Genomic DNA, 23,042 nt, shown 5'->3' on the forward strand with positions numbered 1-23,042 from the left:
GACCCTTCACAGCGCTGGAAGGCCCGAACTGCCATAGGGATTCGACGACAGAACTTTCGACGATGCCACGGACGGAAACGCCGGCACATTCCGTCACCCCTTGGAAAACAAAGCTGGAAAATCGCTCCCGCACCAGCTCTACGTCCACCAAACATACTGACGCAGGGTGGCACTGAACAAGAGTATTGGGCGGATCTCCGGGAGTCGAGCATTCAGAACCGCTCATACCAGTAAAAACGTGTTTTACCGGTACCTTCGGAACCCAGATACCGGGCACAAAGAACCGTCAACGCAAGTTTTTTACGCCCGATGCGGGCCTTGAGCACTGCCTCAACATCGATAGCTACGAACTGGCTGGCAGCCTGCCTACTTTCGTCACTGAAGAACCGGTCCAGCTCTTTGGCGGAGAGGTCGCGAAGCTGTTCGCGGGTACTGAACTGCTCTTCGTCCAGTACGCGGTTGGCCTTGGAGATTGCTCGATGAGAGCAACCGGCCAGGGCTTGGACCTGGCCGTAGGAGTGGCCCTGGACCAACAAGTCCATGATTTTATTGCAGTCGGGCATGAAGGGTTTCCTTTCACCGGTCACGACCTGGTGGCCGTGGGTGAGGCTCGTCCTTCCGTCCCACAACGTCTGAGATGCTACCGGGTACTTACACACCGGGTACTTACATCAGTGCTACCGTTTGGTTACACCGCGGGATTACGCATCCACTCCCCCACTCCGTGCGAGACAGCAACCCCCGCATCAATATTGGCGATGTCCAATTACGCCGGGAAACTCGTTCCACCCATCACGGAATGTTTCACGTGAAACGTTCGTGCTCATAGACCTCAAATCGGGACGGGGCAGCGCTTGTCTGTTCCCGACATAGCTTGTAGGGACTATGACACTACGTCTTTGAACATCAGAGCAATGGAAGACCATCCTCACTACAAGGCTCAAATCCTGGCAGTTTCGGCACCTACAGTGATGCGCTTCCCCAACCTTCCTCTCTAGGCCCGAGGTGAAAGGAGATCCTCACCAATGCACGAAAATCCTATTCAATCACTGGTTCCATCTGGACTCCGTACGGCAGTTTTTCCACGCACCCGGATGAATACGCCGGTGTATCCTCAGAGATCACTGACCGTTTCACGTATGCCGCTGGTAACCAGCGCTTACAGCGGCTTGGCCACTGAACGAATAATTCGAGGAACGATTCAAGGTGGGCACCGGATTTCCCTCTCGAATGGTGATTTCGGAGAACTGAGAAGCTTGATCAGATACGTTGCGGGCCTCCATGACCAAGGTCCGTTCGGCAAGAAGAAGCAGATCAACTGTACGGAGTGGAACGGCCAAGACATTAAAGCAAATGGCCATGTTTCACGTGAAACATGGCCATTGCGGTGGATGGAATTGCTACTTTTCGGATATCTCCGGTGCAAGTACATCCATAATTCGATTCAGGTCTTCGACCGAAGCGAACTCGATACTTACCTTGCCCTTACGGCTACCCAACGCAATCTTGACGTTGGTATCCAGACGATCCGACAAGGATGATGCAAGGAAATCCAAACGCTCATTTCTCACTGTTTCACGGGGTTTGGAGGCCGGCTTCTTTGTTGGCTTGTCGTCACTCAACGCCACGGCTTCTTCCGTAGCACGAACTGACAAACCTTCGTTAATTACCCTCTGCGCCAGTTGCTCAATGGCCTCGCTGTTAGCGAGACCCAACAGCGCACGGGCATGTCCCGCCGAGAGGACTCCCGCAGCTACACGCCGTTGCACCAACGCTGGAAGTTTCATCAAGCGAATTGTATTGGAAATCTGTGAGCGTGATCGTCCAATCCGTGCCGAAAGCACTTCTTGCGTGCATTCGAACTCTTGCAACAACTGTTGATAAGCAGCAGCCTCTTCAAGAGGATTCAACTCGGAACGGTGCAGGTTCTCCAACAGTGCATCACGCAGGAGGTCAGTATCCTGGGTGTCACGGATGATCGCCGGTATCGTGGCGAGGCCGGCGACTTGTGTGGCACGCCAACGGCGTTCGCCCATGACTAGCTCGTAGGGCTCTGCGCCCTTTTCCCTCGACGGACGGATGACGATCGGTTGGAGTAGCCCGATCTCCTTGATCGAATGAACTAGCTCATCCATGTCCTCTTCATCGAAATGAGACCGAGGCTGCTTCCGATTCGGATGAATGTCAGTGACACTGATTTCAGCAAACTTAGCGCCAGGAACATCAACCAGCCCATCATCAAGGTCAGATGCGACTTTGAGTGGAGGTTTTGACGCTGCTTCCACGGTGCCTTCTTGCTCGGCTGGCTTAGGAACGACGGCTCTTGGCTTCACAGTTGACGTCAGATCTGGCATGGGCGCACGTCCGCGTTTAGAAGCACGTGAAGAACCCGCTGCTCCCGAGCTTGCACTGGTTTTGCGTCCCGGTTCAAAGAACATATCTACGGGGCGCAGGGACTTCTCCGAGGCACTTTCTGGCTTTGTGGTGCTCTTCGATGATGTTTCACGTGAAACAGTCTCTTCGGGCTCGTTTGCGACCGCGGGAGAGCTGGAAATCAAAGCTCCAAGTCCCCGACCCAAGCCACGCTTCTTTTCAGCCATCGTGTTGGCACGCCCTTTCATGCTTTAACCTCAACCGTTAACTAGTCTACTGGTGAATGGGCTTAGAACTTGGCAAGTCATTGCAAGGATCACTTTGCGAACATCAACAAACACATAGTCAGCGAATTTTGTTTGCAAATAAGCTCAGATCCAAACGAAATCACCTTGTTTAGTACCGACTGCAAGGGTAAACAGGAGTTATTTGGGCGCGCCTCGTTCAGCCATCTCCACAGCAGCTTCCAGGTAAGACAGGGCCCCAGTCGAATTCGGGTCATACGTGATGACTGTCTGCTGATAGCTCGGTGCTTCTGAAATACGAACACTTCGAGGAATGACGGCAGTCAGAACCTGTTCCGGGAAATGCTCCCGGACTTCATTGGCGACTTGGGCGGCCAAATTCGTGCGTCCGTCATACATGGTTAGCAGGATGGTGGAAACAGTCAATCGCGAGTTCAAATGCTTCTGGATCATTTCAATATTCTTCAGTAGCTGGCTCAACCCTTCCAAGGCATAGTACTCGCACTGGATGGGAATCAGAACTTCCCTGGCTGCCACGAAAGCATTGACGGTCAATAGGCCCAGACTCGGAGGGCAGTCTATGAATACGTAGTCCAGGCGGGGCAGGCCTTCGCGCTGACGCCAGCGCGCATAGGCGTCCAAGGCCTTCTGCAGGCGTTGTTCACGAGCAACCACCGACACGAGCTCAATCTCGGCACCGGCCAGGTGGATGGTTGCGGGAGCGACTTGTAGGCTGGGCAAATCCGGACAGGTGGCAACAACCTCATTCAATGGCAAATCATTGATGAGCACATCATAAATACTGTCGACATCAGCGTGGTGTTCAATGCCGAGCGCAGTCGAGGCGTTGCCCTGTGGGTCAATGTCAATCACCAAGACGTTCAGGCCGTTCTTGGCCAATGCAGCGGCCAGGTTGACCGTAGTGGTGGTCTTTCCTACCCCGCCCTTCTGATTGGATATCGTGAAATAGCGAGTTTTCTCAGGCATGGGCACCGACTTTTCCGAAAGAGCCTCACGGCGGCGATGCTCGCTGGCCAGCTGACTAGCTAACGGGGAAGACGCATCGTTAATATCGAAGACGTTACTCGACGAATTCTTACCCTTGGTCAAAGTTGGCACTCCTTCTCGTGAATAAGTGTTCTACGTTCTGGTGTAGACACCTTTCATGTTTCACGTGAAACAAAAAGATCAAATGATAATAGTTGTTTTACAGGAGCTAAGGTGTGAATGTCCTGAAAGATACCATTATCAGTTACTAGACTATCGCCTTGCGGCTAACCAACCTTAATACGAACCACCGTTGTAGGATCCTCGAGCAGCTGCTCTCCGATCGTCAGGACCTCCGTGGCGGTCCCACCAAGCTTGCGAATTACCTTGGCGGCCTTCGTAACCTCTTCAGCCGCCGAGCGGCCCTTGATGGCAATCAATTCGCCGTTTCCATGTAACAGGGGGATGGTCAGACCCGCAAGATTCGACAGGGCAGATACCGCACGGGCTGTCACGTAGTCCGCATTGACCACATCAACCATCTGTTCTGCACGGCCACGCATGACGGTCACGTTCTGCAATTCCAGGTCGTCGATGACTTCGCTAAGCCAGATACAACGACGTTCCAGGGGTTCGATCAATGTCAGCTTCAGGTCCGGGCGGGCTATGGCCAAGCACAAGCCAGGCAAACCCGCGCCACTGCCGATATCGGCGACTTCGGCATCCTGACCCATTAGGGATTCGATCACCGCGCAGTTCAACACGTGACGGGACCATAGGCGGGGCACTTCGCGAGGGCCCAGTAGGCCTCGCTCGATCCCGGAAGTAGCCAAGTGCTCTACATATCGCTTGGCAAGCTCCAGGCGGTCTCCGAAGATCCGCTCGGCGGCAACGACCTCTTCAGCCGTCAGGCTCAGATCCTGATCCATTGAAAACTATCTCCCTGGGACAAAGGAGCCCACCGAATGGTGGGCTCCTTGATTGCTAAAGTGTGGATACTACGATGTGACGGCGGGCGGCTTCACCCTCGGACTCCGAATGCAAACCGGCGTCAGCCACGATGTCGTGGACGAGCTTCCGCTCGTAGGCGCTCATTGGTTCCAGATGTACCGCTTCCCCCGACTCGCGGGCGTCGCTGATCGCCTGTTCGGCGAGGGTACGGAGCTTCTCGGCCCGTGAAGCCCGGTGGCCGGCGATGTCCAGTACCAAGCGTGAACGTTCACCAGTCGCGCTCAATACAGCTAGACGAGTCAATTCCTGCAGTGCATCAAGCACTTCGCCGTCCTGGCCAACCAGGCTGGACAGGTCTGCTTCGTCGTCTTCGGTGACGATGGAAATGTAGGTGCGTCCACCGCGAACCTCGATGTCAATATCACCATCGAGATCTGCGATATCCAACAGCTCTTCGAGGTAGTCCGCTGCTACCTCGCCTTCGTCAACGATGTCCTGCGGGATGGTTTCCAGCTGATCTTCTGTTTCCGAAACCTCTGGATTTTCAGTTGCAGTCATTGCTACTTCTTCTTCCTACGATTCTTGCGCTGTGGCTGCTGACGTTGGACCTTGGGCTCGACAACAGGTTCTTCTTCGACCTTCTTCTGTCCCACGGGAGGAAGTCCCTTGTCCGCACGTCGACGGTTCAGTTCGCGTTCTGCTTCGGAACCTGGGGTGGGGTTATTCCGGATGACCCAGAACTGCTGTCCCAGGGTCCACAGGTTCGAGGCAGTCCAGTAGATCAGCACACCGATAGGGAAGTTGATACCACCGATGCCAAAGACCAGCGGAAGGATGTACAGCATCATCTTCTGCTGCTGCATGAACGGGCCCTCGAGGGCTTCCTTGGTCATGTTCTTTGTCATCAGCTGACGCTGGGTGATGAACTGTGAAGCGGTCATTGCCAGGATCATGAAGATGGCAACGATGATCACTGCGAAGTTGACGGAACCGGAGTTGATCGTTCCAAGGAAGGTCTCGGACAGTGGAGCACCGAAAATGGTCGAGTTATCGAAACTCCTGATGTGATCGGCACCCAGGGCGCCGATTCCTCGTCCTTCATTGCTCGCGGATGCCGCAGTGTTGAGCACCCGAAACAGTGCGAAGAAGAACGGCATCTGCACCAACAGGGGCAAGCACGAAGACAGCGGGCTCGTCTTGTGCTTCTTGAACAGGGCCTGCTGTTCCTGCACCATGGCCTGACGGGACATCTGATCCGTCTTGCCCTTGTACTTGGCCTGCAGCTTCCGCAGATCCGGTTGCAGTGCCTGCATCGCACGCTGGGCCTTGATCTGTTTCACGAAGACCGGGATCAGCGCAGTACGGATCAGCAACACGAGGAAGATGATCGAAAGTGTCCAGGTAACACCGGATCCTTCGTCCATGCCAATGAGGGTGAACAATTCGTGGAATGCCCAAAGGATCCACGAGACAACGTACGTGAACGGTGTCAGTATCGTGTCTAAGAAATTCATTACCGGTCAGGCTCCTTGTGTCCGCACGTTGCGGTGTCTTCATCGTCGGGAATCACAGGATGATTCAAAACTATGATCTTGGGCAGTTTACCTTCTGGCCAAATCCGCCGGCCGTCCGGTACATGGTCAACTCCGCCATGGCTGAAGGGATTACACCGCAATACTCGCCACGCGGTAAGCCCTATGCCCTTCACCGCTCCATGTTGGGTCACGGCTTCCAGCCCGTAGGCCGAACAGCTGGGAAAGTATCTGCACACATCCCCGTACAGCGGGGAGATGATCTTGCGATAGGCAATCAGCAGGCCAATCAGGATATTGCGCGGAATATCAATTACGAACCAGAGCGGCCCAGTGCGAGGTTCAGTGTCCATGCGCATTACCGATCGCCGCATTTCCGTACGACCGAAGCCCATGCGGTGGATACCTGCGTCTTGAGCTCGACCCAGTCGAGTTCCGCGGCTCCCGGAAGGGCGCGCACAACGATATCCAGATTGCCATCGTCGGTTCGCAATTCGCGGGCTATTTCCCGCATCCGCCGCTTGGTCAGGTTGCGTTTCACCGCAATGCCGACAGCTTTGGAGACAATAAAACCAACCCGGTCGCCGTTTCCAGGCTCACTCTGGCGACGTGCATATAGCACGACGTTCCGGCGCCCGCTTCGGACACCGGAACGTACTGTGGCTGAAAGGTCCTGCGAAAGTCGCAGTCGCTGATTCTTTGGCAACATGGCTGGCTATTCGGAACCCATTCGCTCCGGCAATCGCCCTGTGACCAAAAGCTGCCGCAAGGTTATGCGGACAGCGTGCTGCGGCCCTTGGTGCGGCGTGCCGACAAGATGGCACGGCCCGCACGGGTACGCATACGAAGACGGAAGCCGTGCTTCTTGGCACGACGACGGTTATTTGGCTGGTAAGTCCGCTTGCTCACGGTATATCTCCAAGACGATCTAGGGATGCGACTTGCCCGTTACTAGAAGTAAGCAAACAACAGGCTGACGCTCGTACGTTAAAAATGCGAGGTTTCGTGGGCTCTTCTAATGTTCTGAGCAGGGCACAAAACACACGCATAGGACTAAATAACGATAGAAAAATATGCGCCCTACGTCAAATTCGCAGCACAATCCGCTCCACTGCCAAAAGCTAGGCCGGGCACCTGTGTACAATCTACCCTCAATCTGTGGATTACGCACTGGAAAACGAAACAAACTTCACAAGCATCCGCGAAGTTCCACGTCATCCCGGCCTTCAAAAAGCGCTGATATCAAGGGAAAAGGTGTTTTCCACAGGCATCATGCCAACTTTTTCCCCAGATCTGTGCATAACGCTGTGGATGAGCGCTAGAATCAGAGTTCACGCCCCGGTCAACCGAGGTGGTTTGGTGCCCGTTTCAGTGCATCAATGTGACCAATCTTGCATTACCTAAGGAAGTGGAGCACCTACGTGAGCAGTGACGAGACCAATACCATTGGCAGCTCATGGCGTCAGGTGATCCGTCAGATCGAGAACGACGATCGTGTTAAGGCCAGGCACCGGCCGTATGTTTCATTGGCCAAGGCACAAGGCCTGATCGGCAGCACATTGCTGGTCGCCGTACCCAACGATTTCACCCGGGATATTCTGCAAACACAACTGCGTGAGCCCCTCGATGATGCTCTGCGGATCGTGTTCCAGAAGGAAATCCGCTGTGCGGTGAGCGTGGATCTCACGCTCGAGGATTCCGAGGACGAGGCCACGGAGGAAGAACCGGCAGCGCCCACGGTCCTGATCGAGGATGAGGAATCACCCACGGCGACCGGCCCTCGCCCTAAACCTGCTCCGCAACCCACTCCCCCGTCGAACTCCCAGGAGTTCGGACGACTGAATCCCAAGTACATTTTCGATACCTTCGTCATCGGTTCGTCGAATCGCTTCGCCCATGCTGCAGCCGTGGCGGTGGCCGAAGCCCCAGCAAAGGCGTACAACCCACTGTTCATCTACGGTGATTCTGGTCTGGGTAAAACCCACTTGTTGCATGCCATTGGCCACTATGCCCGTCATCTCTACAAGGGCATCAGGGTTCGCTACGTGAATTCGGAGGAATTCACCAACGACTTCATCAACTCGATTCGCGACGATGAAGGTGCCAGTTTCAAGCAGACCTACCGCAATGTGGACATACTGCTGATCGATGACATCCAGTTCTTGGCCAACAAGGATGCCACCCAGGAGGAGTTCTTCCATACCTTCAACGCCTTGCATAATCACAATAAGCAGGTAGTGATCACCTCTGACTTGCCGCCCAAACAGCTGCAGGGGTTCGAGGACCGGATGCGTTCGCGTTTTGAATGGGGCCTACTCACGGACATTCAGCCTCCGGAGCTCGAGACACGCATCGCGATTCTTCGTAAAAAAGCGGATGCGGAAAACCTGTCGGCGCCCAGTGATGTGATGGAGTATATTGCCTCGCGGATCTCAACGAATATCCGTGAATTGGAAGGTGCGCTGATTCGAGTCACCGCCTTCGCCTCTTTGAACAACCAGCAGGTTGACTTGGCCTTGGCGGAAACCGTTCTCAAGGACCTGATTAGCGAAGATGGTGCGCAGGAAATCACTCCTTCCACCATCATCAAGCAGACCGCAGAGTATTTCGGGCTATCCATCGATGAGCTGAACAGCAAATCACGAACCCGCACACTGGTGACGGCACGCCAAATCGCCATGTACCTGCTCCGTGAGCTGACTGATATGTCCTTGCCGAAGATCGGTGCCGAACTCGGCGGTCGCGACCATACGACCGTTATCCATGCGGACCGGAAGATCCGTGAATTAATGGCCGAGCGACGGGCCATTTTCAACCAGGTCACGGAGCTGACCAACCGGATCAAGCAGAGCCAGCGCGAGCATTGACAGAAACGATAATCACAGCTGTGGATAATTCTGTGGATGAAATGGTGATAGGTCCGTGCTTGCCTGCGGATAACTCGAGGGGTCCCTGTGGACTCCAAAATCCGTGGAACTGAGTATCAACAGGTCAATGGAACTGAGTTCCACGGTTAGTAACAAACTGTACACATGCACAATCGTGAACCTGGTTGGCCTTTAAGGGCTTATCCACAGGATCCACAGGGGTTATTAACACTCCTACCTTTAATACCTAGATCCTCAAATAACGAGTCCTTCCCCGTTCGCCCACTTCGTGAGTACCGAAAACCAACTATTTCGGTACTCTCCGCACCGAGAATCCAGAATCCCCATCCCCGAGTGAGATCAAGGACTCTAAACGTGGCAAGATTGAGATTGGTCTTGGGTTCGTTGTCTATGCTTAAGAACTCGGTAAAGCTTGCCCACAGGCTTGAAGTAAAACTTGTACGCTCCGAAAGGCGGATTGATTCGTGAAGTTCAGCGTTGAAAAGGATGTATTGGCTGAAGCCGTATCCTGGACCGCTCGGTCTTTGTCGCAGCGTCCGCCTTCACCGGTTCTGGCAGGCATCTTGCTCACTGCCCAACAAGGGCTGGTCCGGTTTGAAGGTTTCGATTACGAGATCTCATCGCATATCCAGATTCCTGCGGAGATTGCTGAAGAAGGCGCGATTCTTGTCTCGGGACGTCTTTTGGCCGATATCACCCGCAGCCTTCCGCAATCCACGGTGACTATTGAGACCGAGGGATCAAAGATCACCGTCAGCTGCGGCCGTTCCCGGTTCCACCTGGCTACCATGCCTGTTGATGAATACCCGGATCTTCCCAAGCTTCCCGAGGTCACCGGTACTGTCGACGGGCAACGTTTTGCCGAGGCGGTGTCCCAGGTTATTGTCGCAGCTTCGAAGGACGACACATTGCCGGTGTTGACCGGAATCAAGGTCGAAATCGAAAATGACCTGATCACTTTCCTGGCCACGGACCGGTACCGTTTGGCGATGCGCGAATTGAACTGGAAGCCGAACCAGCCGGAGATTTCCACTTCCCTGCTCATCAAGGCCAAGACCTTAAATGAGGTCGCCAAGACGTTGGCGCACGCCGGGGAGTTGAAGATCGCCATCAGCGACAACGGGGAAATGGTGGGCTTTGAAAGCTCAAACCGGCGCACCACGTCATTGCTGATCAACGGAGACTACCCCAAGATCCGTTCACTGTTCCCGGAAAATACGCCAATCCATGCCACAGTGCGTGCCAACGAACTCAGTGAAGCGGTTCGGCGCGTATCAGTGGTGGCCGAACGCAACACCCCGGTACGCATGGCTTTTACCGACGGACAGCTGACCTTGGATGCCGGCACCGGTGAAGATGCCCAGGCCGAGGAGGCCATCGAAACGCAGCTATCCGGCGAGGACATCACCGTGGCATTCAACCCCACGTTCCTGGGTGAAGGTCTGAGCTCCTTTAATACCGAATTCGTGCGTTTTTCCTTCACTAGCGCACCAAAACCGGCCATGATGACCGGTCAGGCGTCACTGGATGAAGAAGACCAGGACCAGTACCGTTACCTGGTCATGCCGGTCCGCCTTCCAAACGCGAACTAACAACTTCTTGCGGTGGGTGGCGGATAAGCCACCCACCGCAATTCATTTCAGGGACCTTGGTGTATATCTCTCAGCTTTCGCTCACCGACTTCCGCTCCTATGCGCAAGCCGACGTGCGTTTATCGCCGGGCATCAACGTATTAATCGGTCCCAATGGCGTAGGTAAAACGAATATCGTCGAGGCGATCGGATACCTGGCTAACCTGTCATCGCACCGGGTGAGCAATGATGGACCGTTGCTGCGTTTCGGGACCGAACGGGCGGTTATCCGTGGAACCGTGCATCATGCCGATCGTGTCTCGTCCCTCGAGGTGGAGATCACCAGCGGAAAGATCAACAAGGCCCGGATCAATAGGGCAAACCCGGTGCGGGCACGTGAGATCCTGGGAATCGTGCGCACCGTGCTTTTCGCGCCCGAAGACTTATCCCTGATCAAATCCGAACCTTCATTTCGTCGCAAGTTCCTGGATGATTTGCTGCTTTCACTCCGACCGGTGGAGGTTGGAACCAAGACCGATTACGACCGGATTGTTAAACAGCGAAATGCCCTGTTGAAATCGGTGCGCGGTAGGTCCGCATTAAGCACCTCGCAGGAAGCGACATTGCAGGCTTGGGATCTTCAGCTGGCTGCTACCGGTGCAAGGATCATGCGCGGCCGGTTGAAGATTCTTGAACTGCTCGAGCCGTATATGGCCGCTGCCTATGCTGATCTGGCCGATGGGGCCAAGACCGCCAGCATGCAGTATCTCAGCTCCATCAGCTCCGAGGGGCCTACCGCTGAACTCGACCATTCGGAACTTCCGCAATTGGGCCAGGACCAGCTGCAGGAACTGCTGCTGCAGGCGCTGGAAGCCAACCGGAGCCGGGAGCTGGAACGTGGCATCACCCTCTTCGGCCCGCACCGCGACGATCTGGCACTGTATCTGGGCCACACGCCAGCCAAGGGGTATGCATCCCACGGGGAAACCTGGTCTTTTGCCTTGGCTCTGCGGCTGGCCGCCTACCGGGTTTTCGGTGATGACGACCCCCGACCCGGTGCCGGTCCGATCCTGATTCTCGATGATGTGTTCGCGGAACTGGACGCCACGCGACGTGACCGTTTGGCCCATATCGTGGCCGGTGCGGAGCAGGTGCTGGTGACAGCCGCGGTGCCAGAGGATGTTCCGAAGGCTCTGAAAGGTGCGTTCTTCCAAGTGAGTCCGGGACAAGTCGATGACGCCTGAAGAGGAAATCGACCCGGCCAAGGCGCTGCTGAACCGGATGCGCAAACTGGCCGAGGAACGCGGCGAGGTGCGTATCGACGCGGCCCGGATGGCCCGGGTCCAACAACGCAAGTCCGCCCGAAACGCGGGAACCAAACCGGCACCATCGGTGCCCGGCACGGCAGGGCGTGACCCCCGAGCCATCGGCGAAGTCATTGGCAGGCTGTCCAAATCCCGGGGATGGGGCACCCAGGTGGCAGTGGGGTCGGTACTGGGGCGTTGGTCCGAGATCGTGGGCGAGGAAATCGCCGCCCACTGCAAACCCGAATCCTTCGAGGACACCGTGGTGGTGGTCCGTTGTGATTCGACTTCCTGGGCCACCCAGCTGCGCTTGCTCAGCCATGAACTGCTTAAGCGTTTCGACGCCGAACTGGGAACCGGGATCGTCACCGTGATCCGGGTTCTCGGACCGAATGCCCCATCCTGGCGCCATGGTCGGCGCTCGGTGACCGGACGCGGCCCCCGGGACACCTACGGCTGACAATTGCTGGTGCGCCATATGGCGCACCCACGCACCCCCATGCTGGATCCCCCCTCAGATGATCACCCCAAAACGCTCAGATGTCGGTTCTTGTGCGTTTAGTGGCCTGTTTTGTGCTGCCGATCCCAGCAATTTTCTATCTACCGGGTAGAATTGAAGCAAGTGTGTCGTTGCTGTGCGGATAGTTTTCCATCCAGCCGGACACAAGAACTTGACCGCGGAGATACCGGAGCGATCCGGGCCGTCGGTCTGCGCATCAAAATTCGAGGAGTACGTAGCACCCGTGTCTACCGAAAACGCTTCACCGCAGGAGCCGGCCAACAGCCCTAGCTCCACGGAATCGATGTCTTCCAAAGTCGAGCATACCTACGGCGCACAGGACATCACCGTGCTCGAGGGGCTGGAAGCGGTCCGCAAACGCCCCGGCATGTACATTGGTTCCACCGGTCCGCGCGGCCTGCACCACCTGGTTTATGAAGTCGTGGACAACTCCGTGGACGAGGCACTGGCCGGATACTGCGACACCATCAACGTCACCTTGCAGTCCGATGGTGGTGTGCGCGTGGAGGACAACGGCCGCGGCATTCCGGTGGATATCCATCCCACCGAGGGCAAACCCACCGTGGAAGTGGTCATGACGATCCTGCACGCCGGCGGCAAATTCGGTGGCGGCGGCTACGCCGTCTCTGGTGGCCTGCATGGTGTGGGTATTTCCGTGGTCAACGCGCTCTCCCGACGGGTGGAGACCAAGATCTGCCGCCAGGGCCACGAATGGAGCATCTCCTTCGCCGACGGCGGGGTGACCCGGCAAGAACTGACCCAGGGTGGGGCCACCGAGGCCACCGGCACCCAGCAGACGTTCTACCCGGATCCGGAGATCTTCGACACGGTCGAGTTCGATTTCGAGACCCTGCGTGCCCGTTTCCAGCAGATGGCATTCCTGAACAAGGGGTTGCGTATCCGTTTGTCCGACGAACGGGTTCTGGACAACGAGGTCGAGACCGAAGAGGACGAGACCGGCGAGAATGCCGCACCGAAGCCCCGCGTGGTGGACTACTTCTACGAAAACGGCCTGCTGGACTATGTCAAGCACCTGAACCAGGCCAAGAAGATCGAATTGGTCCATGACGAGGTCATCGCCTTCGAATCCGAGGACACCGAACGCGGGATCAGCATCGAGGTGGCCATGCAGTGGACCACCGCGTACGCCGAATCCGTGCACACCTACGCGAACACCATCAATACCCACGAAGGCGGTACCCACGAAGAGGGCTTCCGCGCCGCGTTGACCTCGCTGATCAACCGGTATGCCCGGGATAACAAGATCCTGCGCGAAAAGGACGACAACCTCACCGGGGATGACGCCCGCGAGGGGTTGACCGCGGTGATCTCGGTGAAGCTCTCCGAACCGCAGTTCGAAGGCCAGACCAAGACCAAGCTGGGCAACTCCGTGGCCCGCGGCTTCGTGCAGGGCATCGTGAACCAGGAACTGGGCGACTGGTTCGAGCGCAACCCGTCCGCGGCCAAGGACATCATCCGCAAGGCGCAGATGGCTTCGCAGGCGCGTCTGGCAGCCCGCAAGGCACGCGACAACGCCCGCCGCAAGTCCCCCATGGAATCCTTCGGCATGCCGGGCAAGCTCTCGGACTGCTCATCGAAGAACCCGGTGGAGTGCGAGGTCTATATCGTCGAGGGCGACTCGGCCGGCGGTTCGGCCAAGCGCGGCCGCGATCCGCATACCCAGGCGATCCTGCCGTTGCGTGGCAAGATCCTGAACGTGGAGCGCGCCCGGCTGGACCGTGCCCTGGGCAATGCCGAGGTCCAGGCGATGATCACCGCCTTCGGTACCGGCATTGGCGAGGAATTCGACATGGCCAAGCTGCGCTACCACAAGATCGTGCTGATGGCCGACGCGGATGTGGATGGACAGCACATCACCACCCTGCTGCTGACGCTGATCTTCCGTTTCATGCGCCCGCTGATCGAGCACGGCTACGTCTACCTGGCCCAGCCGCCGCTGTATCGCATCAAGTGGTCCAACGCCGCCCACGAATACGTGTATTCGGACAAGGAGCGCGATGACTCGCTGGCCAAGGGCGCGGCATCGAACAAGCGGTTGCCCAAGGAAAACGGCATCCAGCGCTACAAGGGCCTGGGCGAGATGGACTACTCCGAGCTGTGGGACACCACCATGGATCCGGCCCATCGCACCCTGCGCCAGGTCGCCATGGACGACGCGGCCGCGGCCGACGAGGTTTTCTCGGTGCTGATGGGCGAGGACGTCGAGTCCCGCCGCAGCTTCATCCAGCAGAACGCCAAGGACGTGCGCTTCCTGGACATCTAGGATCCGCAGCCGAAGAACTGCACCCCCAGCACCAAAGAATTCTTGACTTACCCAAAGGGATGAAATGAGCGACGAGCAGACTCCTGAGAACGAGCCGATCGACGGTGAGATCGTAGCCGCCGGCGACACGATCGACCGTATCGACCAGGTCGACCTCCAAACCGAAATGCAGCGGTCCTACCTGGACTACGCGATGGCGGTCATCGTGGGACGCGCCCTGCCCGACGTGCGTGACGGGCTCAAGCCCGTGCACCGCCGCGTGCTGTACGCGATGTACGATGGCGGCTACCGCCCGGAACGCGCCTACAACAAGTGCGCCCGCGTGGTCGGCGAGGTCATGGGCCAGTACCACCCGCACGGTGACACCGCGATCTACGATGCGCTGGTGCGCCTGATCCAGGATTGGGTCATGCGCTACCCGCTGGCCCTGGGCCAGGGCAACTTCGGCTCCCCGGGCAACGACGGGGCCGCCGCCCAGCGTTACACCGAAACCAAGATGGCCCCGCTGGCCATGGAAATGGTCCGGGACATCAACGAGGACACCGTTGACTTCCAGGACAACTACGACGGCAAGAACCAGGAACCCACGGTTCTGCCGGCCCGTTTCCCGAACCTCCTGGTCAACGGTTCCTCGGGCATCGCCGTGGGTATGGCCACCAATATCCCACCGCACAACCTGCGCGAAGTCGCCGAGGGTGTGCAATGGTACCTGCAGAACCCCGAGGCCTCCCGCGAGGAGCTGCTGGCCGCCTTGATGCAGCGGGTGAAGGGCCCGGACTTCCCTTCCGGGGCCATGATCCTGGGCACCAAGGGCATCGCCGACGCGTACCGCACCGGGCGCGGCTCGATCACCATGCGCGCGGTGGTCAACGTCGAGGAACTCCAGGGCCGCACCTGCCTGGTCATCACCGAACTGCCGTATATGGCCAACCCGGACAACCTGGCGATGAAGATCGCCGATCTGGTCCGTGACGGGAAAATCGGCGGCATCGCCGATATGCGCGATGAAACCAGTGGCCGCACCGGCCAGCGGCTGGTCATCATCCTGCGCCGCGACGCAGTGGCCAAGGTGGTGCTGAACAACCTCTACAAGCACACCGAACTGCAGTCGAACTTCTCCGCGAACATGCTCGCGATCGTCGACGGGGTGCCACGCACCCTGCCGCTGGACGGGTTCATCCGCCACTGGGTCACCCACCAGATCGAAGTGATCGTGCGGCGCACCAAGTACCGGCTGAAGAAGGCCGAGGAGGAAGCCCACATCCTGCGCGGGCTGCTCAAGGCCCTGGATGCCCTGGACGAGGTCATCGCGCTGATCCGCCGCTCCCCCACCACCGAGGCGGCCCGCGACGGGCTGATGGAGCTGCTGGACATCGACGAGGACCAGGCCCGGGCCATCCTCGACATGCAGTTGCGCCGCCTGGCTGCCCTGGAACGCCAGAAGATCCAGGACCGGCATGCGGAACTGGAGGTGATGATCGCCGAATTCAAGGCCATCATCGCCGACCCGCAGCGCCAGCGCACCATCGTCTCGGAGGAACTGGCCGAGATCGTCGATAAGCACGGGGACGATCGCCGCACCAGGATCCTGATGGGTTACGACGGGGACATGAGCGTCGAGGACCTGATCCCCGAAGAGGAAATGGTCGTCACCATCACCCGTGGCGGCTACGTCAAGCGCACCCGTATCGACAACTACCGCTCGCAGGCCCGTGGCGGCAAGGGCGTGAAGGGTGCCAACCTGCGCGGCGACGATGTGGTGGAGCACTTCTTCGTCACCTCCACGCACAACTGGTTGTTGTTCTTCACCAACCACGGCCGGGTCTACCGCACCAAGTGCTATGAACTGGCCGAGGCGGGACGCGACGCCAAGGGCCAGCACGTGGCCAATGTCATGGCCTTCCAACCCGATGAGCACATTGCCCAGGTGCTGGACCTGCGGACCTACGAGGACGCCGAGTACCTGATGCTGGCCACCCGCAACGGGCTGGTGAAGAAGACCAGGCTGTCCGACTACGACACCAACCGCACTGCCGGGGTCATCGCCATCAAGCTGCGCGAGGACGACGAATTGGTCTCCGCACAGCTGATCAGCGAATCCGACGACGTGATGCTGGTCTCACGCAAGGGGCAGTCGGTGCGCTTCACCGCCACCGATGCCGCATTGCGTCCGATGGGACGTGCCACCTCCGGGGTGACCGGAATGAAGTTCCGCGATGGCGACCAGTTGCTGGCCGCCGATGTGGTGCGCGATGACTCCTACGTCTTCACGGTCACCGACGAGGGGTATGCCAAGCGTACCGAAGTCGCCGAATACCGTGTGCAATCCCGTGGTGGCTTGGGAATTAAGGTTGCCAAGCTGAATGAGGAACGCGGCGAGCTGGTCGGCGCGCTGGTGGTTGAGGACAGCGACGAGGTGCTGGTGGTGATGGGCTCGGGCAAGGTCGTGCGTTCGGCCGTTTCCCAGGTGCCGTCCAAGGGCCGCGACACCATGGGTGTCATCTTCGCCAAGCCGGACAAGAAGGACCACATCATTGCGGTGGCCAAGAACTCCGAGGCCGAGCTCGAAGAGAACTCGGAGGAAAGTGCAGTACCGTTGAATCCAGAAAATACGACCGATGAATCATCCGTGGCAGCAATCCCCGCAGAGCCGGGTGCCGTGGATGAAAGCACTGACGGAGGTAACGCATGAGCACACCATCGACGCCTCGCCCGAGCGGTAATGGTGAATCAACAAATGCGACACCACGAACCACCCAGGTGAAACGCCCGGCACAGGGCAACGCAGCCCCGCGCCCCGGGGCACCCCGCCCCGCCCCCGCGCGCCCGCAGACCGCTGCCGGTCGTCCGGCCGCCGGTGCCCGCCCGGCAGGCGCCGCGGCGCGTCCCACCGGGTCCCGCCCGGCAGCCCCGGGCAACCGCCCTGCCGCCGGCCAGGAGAAGCTGGTGCGTCCGGCCCCCAAGGCCAAGGTGCGCAAGGCACGGTTGCTGGTTTCCAAGGTGGAGCCGTTCTCGGTGCTGAAGCTGGCGTTCCTGCTGTCGGTGGCCTTCGGTGTACTGACCGTGGTTGCCGCCGTGGCTTTCTGGGCCGTGCTGGACCTGACCGGCACCTTCGACAGCTTCAACCAGCTGATGCGCGATGCGATCGGCGCAGAGAGCAGCTTCGATCTGCGCGACGCCTTCTCGCTGGGCCAGGTGGCCTCCTATGCGACCATCCTGTCGGTGGTCAATGTGGTGGTCATCAGCGTGATCTCGATGCTTGGAGCGGTGCTGTACAACATCGCCTCCTCGCTGGTCGGCGGCGTTGGCGTGACCCTGACTGACGACTGATCAGCCACCGAATCGGGCCCCGGGAGCAACTGTGATGGATGCCACCGGGGCTCGATTTGTGTCCGGGACCAAACCCCGGTAATGTTTTATTTCGTTCCGAAGGGAATGGTAAGGGCGTATAGCTCAGGCGGTTAGAGCGCTTCGCTGATAACGAAGAGGTCCCAAGTTCAAGTCTTGGTACGCCCACGGAATCCTTACCGTCGAGAAAGAGGCAGTCATGAAAAAGCTCCTGATTCTCGGATCGATTGCGGCCGCAGCAGTGGTTCTGATCAAGAAGGCCAAGGGCTCTGCGGAGACCAAGGAAACCTGGCAACAGGTCACCGACGAGGTTTCCTGAACCTTTCGGGGGTATGGCGCAATTGGTAGCGCACCTGCTTTGCAAGCAGGGGGTTAGGGGTTCGAGTCCCCTTACCTCCACCAGAAGAAAAGAACTCCATCCGGCTGGATGGGGTTCTTTTTTGCGTTAAGGCCCGGGTACGGCCCGTTATGGGGCACGGTTCAACCCCATCGCATGGAACACGGAAAATTCGGCCCCGGTTTGGGGGTTGGTTCTTGTAACTTCGGCCAAAGCATACAAGGCTGGGGAAATAAGCCGCACTAAGACTGCATAGGACGGATACCTTCATGAGTACAACGCAAGATGACGAGGCCGAGACCACGAAGGGCCAGGCTGCTCTGGTACCGCCTCCCGAGGACCTCTCCGCGGCCCCCATCCCGGTGCATATGCATATCGCCGAGGATGATACCGACGAGCAGATCACCGAGAAACTGCGACGCCAAGGTGTGCGGTTGGGCCGCTTCGGGGTGGCCCCGGCGGTTTTCTGGCCAAGCCTGCTCGTGGTGCTCGCCGTAGCGTTCTTCGCGGTACTGGCTCCGAACTCCGCCGAGACCGCCTTCTCCGGGATCCAGGACTGGATCGTGGAGAACCTGGGCTGGTACTACATGCTGGTCGTGGGCGCGTTCGTGGCGCTAACCATTATCATCGGATTCTCCAAGCTCGGCCGGATACGGCTGGGTCCGGATAACGAAAAACCGGAATTCGGGATGGTGACCTGGTTCTGCATGCTCTTCGCCGCGGGCATGGGCATTGGACTGGTGTTCTATGGTGTGGGCGAACCGTTGACCTATGCCACGGTGGACCCCAAACCGGGCTGGGAAGGCACCGAAGGGCAGCTGGCGGCCTTGGCCATGGCCCAGACCTTCATCCACTGGGGTCTGCACCCCTGGGCCATCTACGCGGTGATCGGACTTTCGCTGGCCTACGCGATCCACCGGCGCGGCCGGCCGGTGTCCATCCGCTGGGCCCTGGAGCCCTTGTTCGGCGACAAGGTCAAGGGCTGGGTCGGGGACCTGATCGACATCCTGGCCATTTTCGGTACCGTCTTCGGTGTGGCCACCTCCCTGGGGCTGGGTGTGCAACAGATCGCCGCGGGGCTGCATGCCATTGGCATCGTGGACACCGTGGACAATATGCTGCTGGTCATCCTGATCACAGCCATCACCTTCCTGGCCACCATGAGCGTGGTCTCGGGCCTGACCGCGGGCATCAAGTGGCTGTCGAATATCAACCTGTCCATGGCCGGGATCCTTTTGATCAGCGTCTTGCTGCTCGGGCCGACCCTGTTCCTGTTCCAGAACCTGGTGCAGTCCCTGGGTGCCTATCTGGCCAATGCCCTGAACATGACCTTCGACGTCGGGGCCTTCCAACGCGATGATGCCTCACAGACCTGGTTCTCCGGGTGGACGGTCTTCTACTGGGGCTGGTGGATCTCCTGGGCGCCGTTTGTCGGGGTGTTCATTGCCCGCATTTCCCGGGGCCGAACGATCCGCGAATTCATTGCCGGGGTGCTGCTGGTTCCCACGGTCGTGGGGTTCATCTGGTTCTCGGTCCTCGGCGGGGCGGGAATCTACCGACAGATTTTCGGCGAGGGTGACCTGGTCCAGGACGGCGGAGTGTCGGCCGAGGGAGTGCTTTTCCAGGTCCTCGGCGACCTGCCGCTGGGACAGATCCTCTCGGTCCTGGCCATCGTGCTCGTGGCGATCTTCTTCATCACCTCCTCGGACTCCGGGTCGCTGGTCGTGGACATGCTCGCCTCCGGCGGACACCCCAACCCGCCAATCTGGTCACGTGTGCTGTGGTCGCTGATCGAGGGATTCGTGGCGCTGGCCCTGTTGTTGGCCGGAGGGCTGTCCTCGCTCCAGGCCGCCGCACTGGCCACGGCGTTGCCCTTCAGTGTCATCCTGATCCTGATGTGCATCTCCACGGTGCGTGGACTGCGCTACGAGAGCCGGGTGCTCGAGCACCAGGAGATGCAGCTGCGCTTGGCGCGGGTCACCGAACACATCTCGGGCGAGTTCATGGACAATATCGAGGACTATCCGGAGTTGCGCACCTACGTGGATGACCGCATCGATTACCGGATGAGTCGTAGCCGCGGCCGGATCAGCTGGCGGGACATGCCACGCAGCCAACGCCGCGGGGAGGGGCCGCCACCGGTGGAACCCGGCCCGTAGCCGGGATCAGGGGGCCTACCTAACCGAGGTAGGCCCTTTCGCGTACCCGGGTGTAATGGCCCAGCAACTGGTCCCCGATCGACTTCCAGGAGCGATCCTGCACGCTGGCGTGGGCGGCGCTGGCAAAGGCCAGGCGCTTGGCATCGTCGTACACCAGGTCGGCAACCTTCGCACGCAGCCCTGCCAGGTCCCCCGGGGCGTACAACCACCCGGTGCGTGAGGAATCCACCAGGTCCACCGGTCCACCGCGCCCCACCGCGACCACGGGGACTCCGCTGGCCATGGCCTCCTGGATGGTCTGGCAGAAGGTCTCCGACTCTCCGGGATGGACAAACAGGTCGAAACTGGCCAGCATCCCGGCCAGTTCCCCACCGGACAGGAAACCCGGGAAATACGCTCCGGGCAATTCCTGGCGCAGGGATTCACGCAACGGCCCGGAACCGACCACCACCAGTTTGGTTTGCGGCAGGTCCGCCAGCACCTTCAGGTCCGCGACCTGTTTTTCAGCGGCCAACCGTCCGACGTAGCCGATGATCCGCTCCCCGTTGGGGGCCAAGGTGGCCCGCAGCTCTTTATCACGCCGTGATGGGGTGAAAAGCGAGGTGTCCACTCCCCTGCGCCAGAGGGCCAGTCTCGGCACCCGGAGCCGCTCGAGCTGGTCCAGGGAAAAGCTGCTGGGAACCAAGGTCAGGTCGGCGGTGCTGTGCAGAACACGGACGTGTTCCCAAAGCCGGTTCTCCAGCCAGGGCACCTGGTAGCGGGCCGCATAGCTGGGAACCTCCGTCTGGTAAACCGCCACACTGGGTATGCCCAGATCCTCCGCTGCCCGCACGGCACGCCACCCCAACAGGAAGGGACTGGCCAGGTGCACCACATCGGGGGCCGACGCGCTGAGCATCCGGCGTAGCGATGCCACCGGGCCCGGAGCAAGCCTGACGCTCGGATAGCTCGCCAAAGCCATGGATGGCACCGTACGGACCGGAAATCCGCAATACTGGTCGGGAACCGGTCGCTGGCGACGGATATCGGCCAGAGACGTTGCCGGAGTGATGACCTCGGCCTGATGCCCGCGGGCACGAAGGTGCTCCAGGGTCTTCAGCACGGAGTTGGTGACACCGTTCATATGTGGCAGGAAAGACTCGGCAACTATGGTGACCTTCACGTTTCAAGGATGAATGGTACCCATGGCTGCCATATGAACCCGGGGTACCACGTCGGTGAACATCCGGAATCAGGCCATGCCGGACCGATCAGGGCGTGGGGTTCCGCGACCGCCGTGACCCGGCCGGTGGCGCCAGATACCGGCCCCGCGACGCGGCCCGGTGCCCGTACCGGAGAGCGAATATCGATTCCCGTCGGCGAACTGTAACCTTAGCTGGTGACCATACTTCTTGTAATCGTCGGTGTGCTCGGAGTCTCGGCGTCCGGTCCCCTGATTGCAGCCTTCCCCGCCGTACCGGTACTGGCCATGGCTCTCTGGCGCAATCTGGGTGCCACCGCGGTGCTGGCGGCCCCCACGGTCGTAAAGGATCCTGCATCCTTCCGTCGGATGGGGCGGCGAGAATGGATCTTCTGTACCATCGCCGGTGTCTCGCTGGCCCTGCACTTCGTCTGTTTCATGTACTCGGTCAGGATGACCTCGGTTGCCGCCGCCACCGCCCTGGTATGCATCCAGGGTGTCTGGATCGTCCTCTTCCAACGATTCCGCGGCATGCGGTACACCGCCAAGGTATTCGTGGGGATCGCCCTGGCAATCGTCGGCGTCGTGGTTATCACCGGGTTCGACCTGGGTCAGGGCCGCGAAGCGATCATTGGGGATTTGCTGGCCATAGCCGGAGGAATGCTTGCAGGGGCATATACCCTCGCCGGTTCGGTTGCCCGGCGAACCATGGGCACCGGGGCCTATACCTCGGTATGTTACGCCATCACCTCGGTCGTGTTGCTGGTGATCTGCCTCGTCACGGGTGAGCAAATCTGGGGTTTCGATGCCTGGGGCTGGTTCGGGATCGTCGCACTGACCGTGTGCGCCCAGATACTAGGTCATACGGCGTTCAACCACTTGCTGACCGTTCTGGGACCACTCACGGTTTCCACGCTGATCCTGCTCGAGATTCCGGGTGCGGCCTTTATCGCGGCACTTATGATCGGTCAGCTGGTGCCCGCCGGCACGGTGCTGGGTCTGGTGATCATCCTTGGTGGTTTGGTGCTGGTCATCCGCGGCCAGGCGCAGCAAGTAGTCCCCAAACTAGAAAATTAAACCAACAAGCCTATATGCGTCAATTCGCATACAGGCTTGTCGGTTGGCGTAAATCTATTTTTCCGACGCCAGGTCGCGGATCTCATCGACGCTGGCTGTCTTGGCTTCTCCAACCGGGTCATGTGTCGTGGCCTTGGGAGTCGGCAGCGTCCACGGATCATCGATCGGATTCGATGCCTTCCACGCGGCGACCAATGCGGCCACCGCAGCTGCTATCAGTCCGACGATGAGGAACTTCGTGAAACCACACTTCTTCTTTGCCATCAGTTCTCCTTGACTCCGGTTA

General features: G+C 59.0%; 21 protein-coding genes and 2 tRNA genes. 12 read left to right on the plus strand and 11 right to left on the minus strand.

The annotated features are described in order from the left end of the window. Positions 1–212: 212 nt before the first annotated feature. The 9 genes from OK351_RS14095 to rpmH form a co-directional block, all read right to left on the minus strand. Positions 213–563 (minus strand): hypothetical protein, encoded by a 351-nt coding sequence (locus tag OK351_RS14095; RefSeq protein WP_265160133.1) that lies wholly within the window; start codon positions 561–563, stop codon positions 213–215. A gap of 837 nt (positions 564–1,400) precedes the next feature. After that, positions 1,401–2,600 (minus strand): ParB/RepB/Spo0J family partition protein, encoded by a 1,200-nt coding sequence (locus tag OK351_RS14100; RefSeq protein ID WP_265160136.1) that lies wholly within the window; start codon positions 2,598–2,600, stop codon positions 1,401–1,403. Between the two features lie 198 nt (positions 2,601–2,798). After that, complete coding sequence (locus OK351_RS14105; protein ID WP_265160139.1) at positions 2,799–3,728, minus strand: ParA family protein; 930 nt, start codon at positions 3,726–3,728, stop codon at positions 2,799–2,801. Positions 3,729–3,892: 164 nt separating this feature from the next. Beyond that, the gene (gene rsmG, locus OK351_RS14110) at positions 3,893–4,534 is read right to left on the minus strand and encodes a 16S rRNA (guanine(527)-N(7))-methyltransferase RsmG (protein WP_265160141.1); all 642 of its coding nucleotides are present in this window, start codon (positions 4,532–4,534) and stop codon (positions 3,893–3,895) included. A gap of 55 nt (positions 4,535–4,589) precedes the next feature. Continuing rightward, positions 4,590–5,114, minus strand: a complete 525-nt coding sequence (locus OK351_RS14115; protein WP_265160144.1) for a Jag family protein — start codon at positions 5,112–5,114, stop codon at positions 4,590–4,592. Positions 5,115–5,116: 2 nt separating this feature from the next. Continuing rightward, positions 5,117–6,070 (minus strand): membrane protein insertase YidC, encoded by a 954-nt coding sequence (gene yidC / locus OK351_RS14120; RefSeq protein WP_265160147.1) that lies wholly within the window; start codon positions 6,068–6,070, stop codon positions 5,117–5,119. Beyond that, positions 6,070–6,447: a membrane protein insertion efficiency factor YidD gene (yidD, locus tag OK351_RS14125; RefSeq protein ID WP_265160394.1), complete on the minus strand. Its 378-nt coding sequence runs from the start codon at positions 6,445–6,447 to the stop codon at positions 6,070–6,072. The genes yidC and yidD overlap by 1 nt, the downstream gene beginning before the upstream one ends. Then, positions 6,447–6,797: a ribonuclease P protein component gene (gene rnpA / locus OK351_RS14130; protein WP_265160149.1), complete on the minus strand. Its 351-nt coding sequence runs from the start codon at positions 6,795–6,797 to the stop codon at positions 6,447–6,449. The genes yidD and rnpA overlap by 1 nt, the downstream gene beginning before the upstream one ends. A gap of 62 nt (positions 6,798–6,859) precedes the next feature. Next, complete coding sequence (gene rpmH / locus OK351_RS14135) at positions 6,860–6,997, minus strand: 50S ribosomal protein L34 (protein WP_265160151.1); 138 nt, start codon at positions 6,995–6,997, stop codon at positions 6,860–6,862. Positions 6,998–7,509: 512 nt separating this feature from the next. On the opposite strand from rpmH, the gene dnaA reads away from it, so the two are divergent. The 11 genes from dnaA to OK351_RS14190 all read left to right on the plus strand — a co-directional run bounded on the left by dnaA (position 7,510) and on the right by OK351_RS14190 (position 20,499). Next, positions 7,510–8,955, plus strand: a complete 1,446-nt coding sequence (gene dnaA / locus OK351_RS14140) for a chromosomal replication initiator protein DnaA (protein WP_265160154.1) — start codon at positions 7,510–7,512, stop codon at positions 8,953–8,955. A gap of 485 nt (positions 8,956–9,440) precedes the next feature. Further along, entirely contained in the window at positions 9,441–10,568 is a 1,128-nt protein-coding gene (gene dnaN, locus OK351_RS14145; protein ID WP_265160157.1) for a DNA polymerase III subunit beta, read from the plus strand. Between the two features lie 59 nt (positions 10,569–10,627). Continuing rightward, a complete protein-coding gene (gene recF, locus OK351_RS14150) occupies positions 10,628–11,791 on the plus strand; it encodes a DNA replication/repair protein RecF (RefSeq protein WP_265160159.1) in 1,164 nt (387 codons plus the stop codon). Then, a complete protein-coding gene (locus OK351_RS14155; protein ID WP_265160161.1) occupies positions 11,781–12,311 on the plus strand; it encodes a DciA family protein in 531 nt (176 codons plus the stop codon). The genes recF and OK351_RS14155 overlap by 11 nt, the downstream gene beginning before the upstream one ends. A 343-nt stretch (positions 12,312–12,654) precedes the next feature. Further along, the gene (gyrB, locus tag OK351_RS14160) at positions 12,655–14,655 is read left to right on the plus strand and encodes a DNA topoisomerase (ATP-hydrolyzing) subunit B (protein ID WP_265160396.1); all 2,001 of its coding nucleotides are present in this window, start codon (positions 12,655–12,657) and stop codon (positions 14,653–14,655) included. 64 nt (positions 14,656–14,719) lie between these two features. Then, positions 14,720–17,347 (plus strand): DNA gyrase subunit A, encoded by a 2,628-nt coding sequence (gyrA, locus tag OK351_RS14165; protein ID WP_265160163.1) that lies wholly within the window; start codon positions 14,720–14,722, stop codon positions 17,345–17,347. Beyond that, complete coding sequence (locus OK351_RS14170) at positions 17,344–17,985, plus strand: DUF3566 domain-containing protein (RefSeq protein ID WP_265160165.1); 642 nt, start codon at positions 17,344–17,346, stop codon at positions 17,983–17,985. The genes gyrA and OK351_RS14170 overlap by 4 nt, the downstream gene beginning before the upstream one ends. Before the next feature lie 112 nt (positions 17,986–18,097). Then, a tRNA-Ile gene (locus OK351_RS14175) sits at positions 18,098–18,171 on the plus strand. Positions 18,172–18,202: 31 nt separating this feature from the next. After that, on the plus strand, positions 18,203–18,322 hold the full coding sequence (locus OK351_RS14180) for a DLW-39 family protein (protein WP_265160168.1): 120 nt from the start codon (positions 18,203–18,205) through the stop codon (positions 18,320–18,322). A 7-nt stretch (positions 18,323–18,329) separates the two neighbouring features. After that, a tRNA-Ala gene (locus OK351_RS14185) sits at positions 18,330–18,405 on the plus strand. A gap of 204 nt (positions 18,406–18,609) precedes the next feature. Continuing rightward, on the plus strand, positions 18,610–20,499 hold the full coding sequence (locus OK351_RS14190) for a BCCT family transporter (protein ID WP_371931458.1): 1,890 nt from the start codon (positions 18,610–18,612) through the stop codon (positions 20,497–20,499). A gap of 19 nt (positions 20,500–20,518) precedes the next feature. Here the strand turns inward: OK351_RS14190 and OK351_RS14195 are convergent, their stop codons facing one another. After that, positions 20,519–21,661 (minus strand): glycosyltransferase family 4 protein, encoded by a 1,143-nt coding sequence (locus OK351_RS14195; RefSeq protein WP_265160171.1) that lies wholly within the window; start codon positions 21,659–21,661, stop codon positions 20,519–20,521. Between the two features lie 216 nt (positions 21,662–21,877). On the opposite strand from OK351_RS14195, the gene OK351_RS14200 reads away from it, so the two are divergent. Next, the gene (locus OK351_RS14200) at positions 21,878–22,756 is read left to right on the plus strand and encodes a DMT family transporter (RefSeq protein WP_265160173.1); all 879 of its coding nucleotides are present in this window, start codon (positions 21,878–21,880) and stop codon (positions 22,754–22,756) included. 54 nt (positions 22,757–22,810) lie between these two features. Here OK351_RS14200 and OK351_RS14205 read toward each other — a convergent pair whose 3' ends face one another. Then, a complete protein-coding gene (locus OK351_RS14205) occupies positions 22,811–23,020 on the minus strand; it encodes a hypothetical protein (RefSeq protein WP_265160405.1) in 210 nt (69 codons plus the stop codon). Between the last annotated feature and the right edge of the window lie 22 nt (positions 23,021–23,042).

The organism is Glutamicibacter sp. MNS18, from assembly GCF_026107515.2.
Taxonomy (GTDB): domain Bacteria; phylum Actinomycetota; class Actinomycetes; order Actinomycetales; family Micrococcaceae; genus Glutamicibacter.

Bases quoted from the DNA above. Each gene is read 5' to 3' on its own strand.
- OK351_RS14095 (WP_265160133.1), bottom strand. From the start codon at position 563: ATGCCCGACTGCAATAAAATCATGGACTTGTTGGTCCAGGGCCACTCC.
- OK351_RS14100 (WP_265160136.1), bottom strand. From the start codon at position 2,600: ATGGCTGAAAAGAAGCGTGGCTTGGGTCGGGGACTTGGAGCTTTGATT.
- rsmG (WP_265160141.1), bottom strand. From the start codon at position 4,534: ATGGATCAGGATCTGAGCCTGACGGCTGAAGAGGTCGTTGCCGCCGAG.
- OK351_RS14115 (WP_265160144.1), bottom strand. From the start codon at position 5,114: ATGACTGCAACTGAAAATCCAGAGGTTTCGGAAACAGAAGATCAGCTG.
- yidC (WP_265160147.1), bottom strand. From the start codon at position 6,070: ATGAATTTCTTAGACACGATACTGACACCGTTCACGTACGTTGTCTCG.
- yidD (WP_265160394.1), bottom strand. From the start codon at position 6,447: ATGCGCATGGACACTGAACCTCGCACTGGGCCGCTCTGGTTCGTAATT.
- rnpA (WP_265160149.1), bottom strand. From the start codon at position 6,797: ATGTTGCCAAAGAATCAGCGACTGCGACTTTCGCAGGACCTTTCAGCC.
- OK351_RS14155 (WP_265160161.1), top strand. From the start codon at position 11,781: ATGACGCCTGAAGAGGAAATCGACCCGGCCAAGGCGCTGCTGAACCGG.
- gyrB (WP_265160396.1), top strand. From the start codon at position 12,655: ATGTCTTCCAAAGTCGAGCATACCTACGGCGCACAGGACATCACCGTG.
- gyrA (WP_265160163.1), top strand. From the start codon at position 14,720: ATGAGCGACGAGCAGACTCCTGAGAACGAGCCGATCGACGGTGAGATC.
- OK351_RS14170 (WP_265160165.1), top strand. From the start codon at position 17,344: ATGAGCACACCATCGACGCCTCGCCCGAGCGGTAATGGTGAATCAACA.
- OK351_RS14180 (WP_265160168.1), top strand. From the start codon at position 18,203: ATGAAAAAGCTCCTGATTCTCGGATCGATTGCGGCCGCAGCAGTGGTT.
- OK351_RS14190 (WP_371931458.1), top strand. From the start codon at position 18,610: ATGAGTACAACGCAAGATGACGAGGCCGAGACCACGAAGGGCCAGGCT.
- OK351_RS14205 (WP_265160405.1), bottom strand. From the start codon at position 23,020: ATGGCAAAGAAGAAGTGTGGTTTCACGAAGTTCCTCATCGTCGGACTG.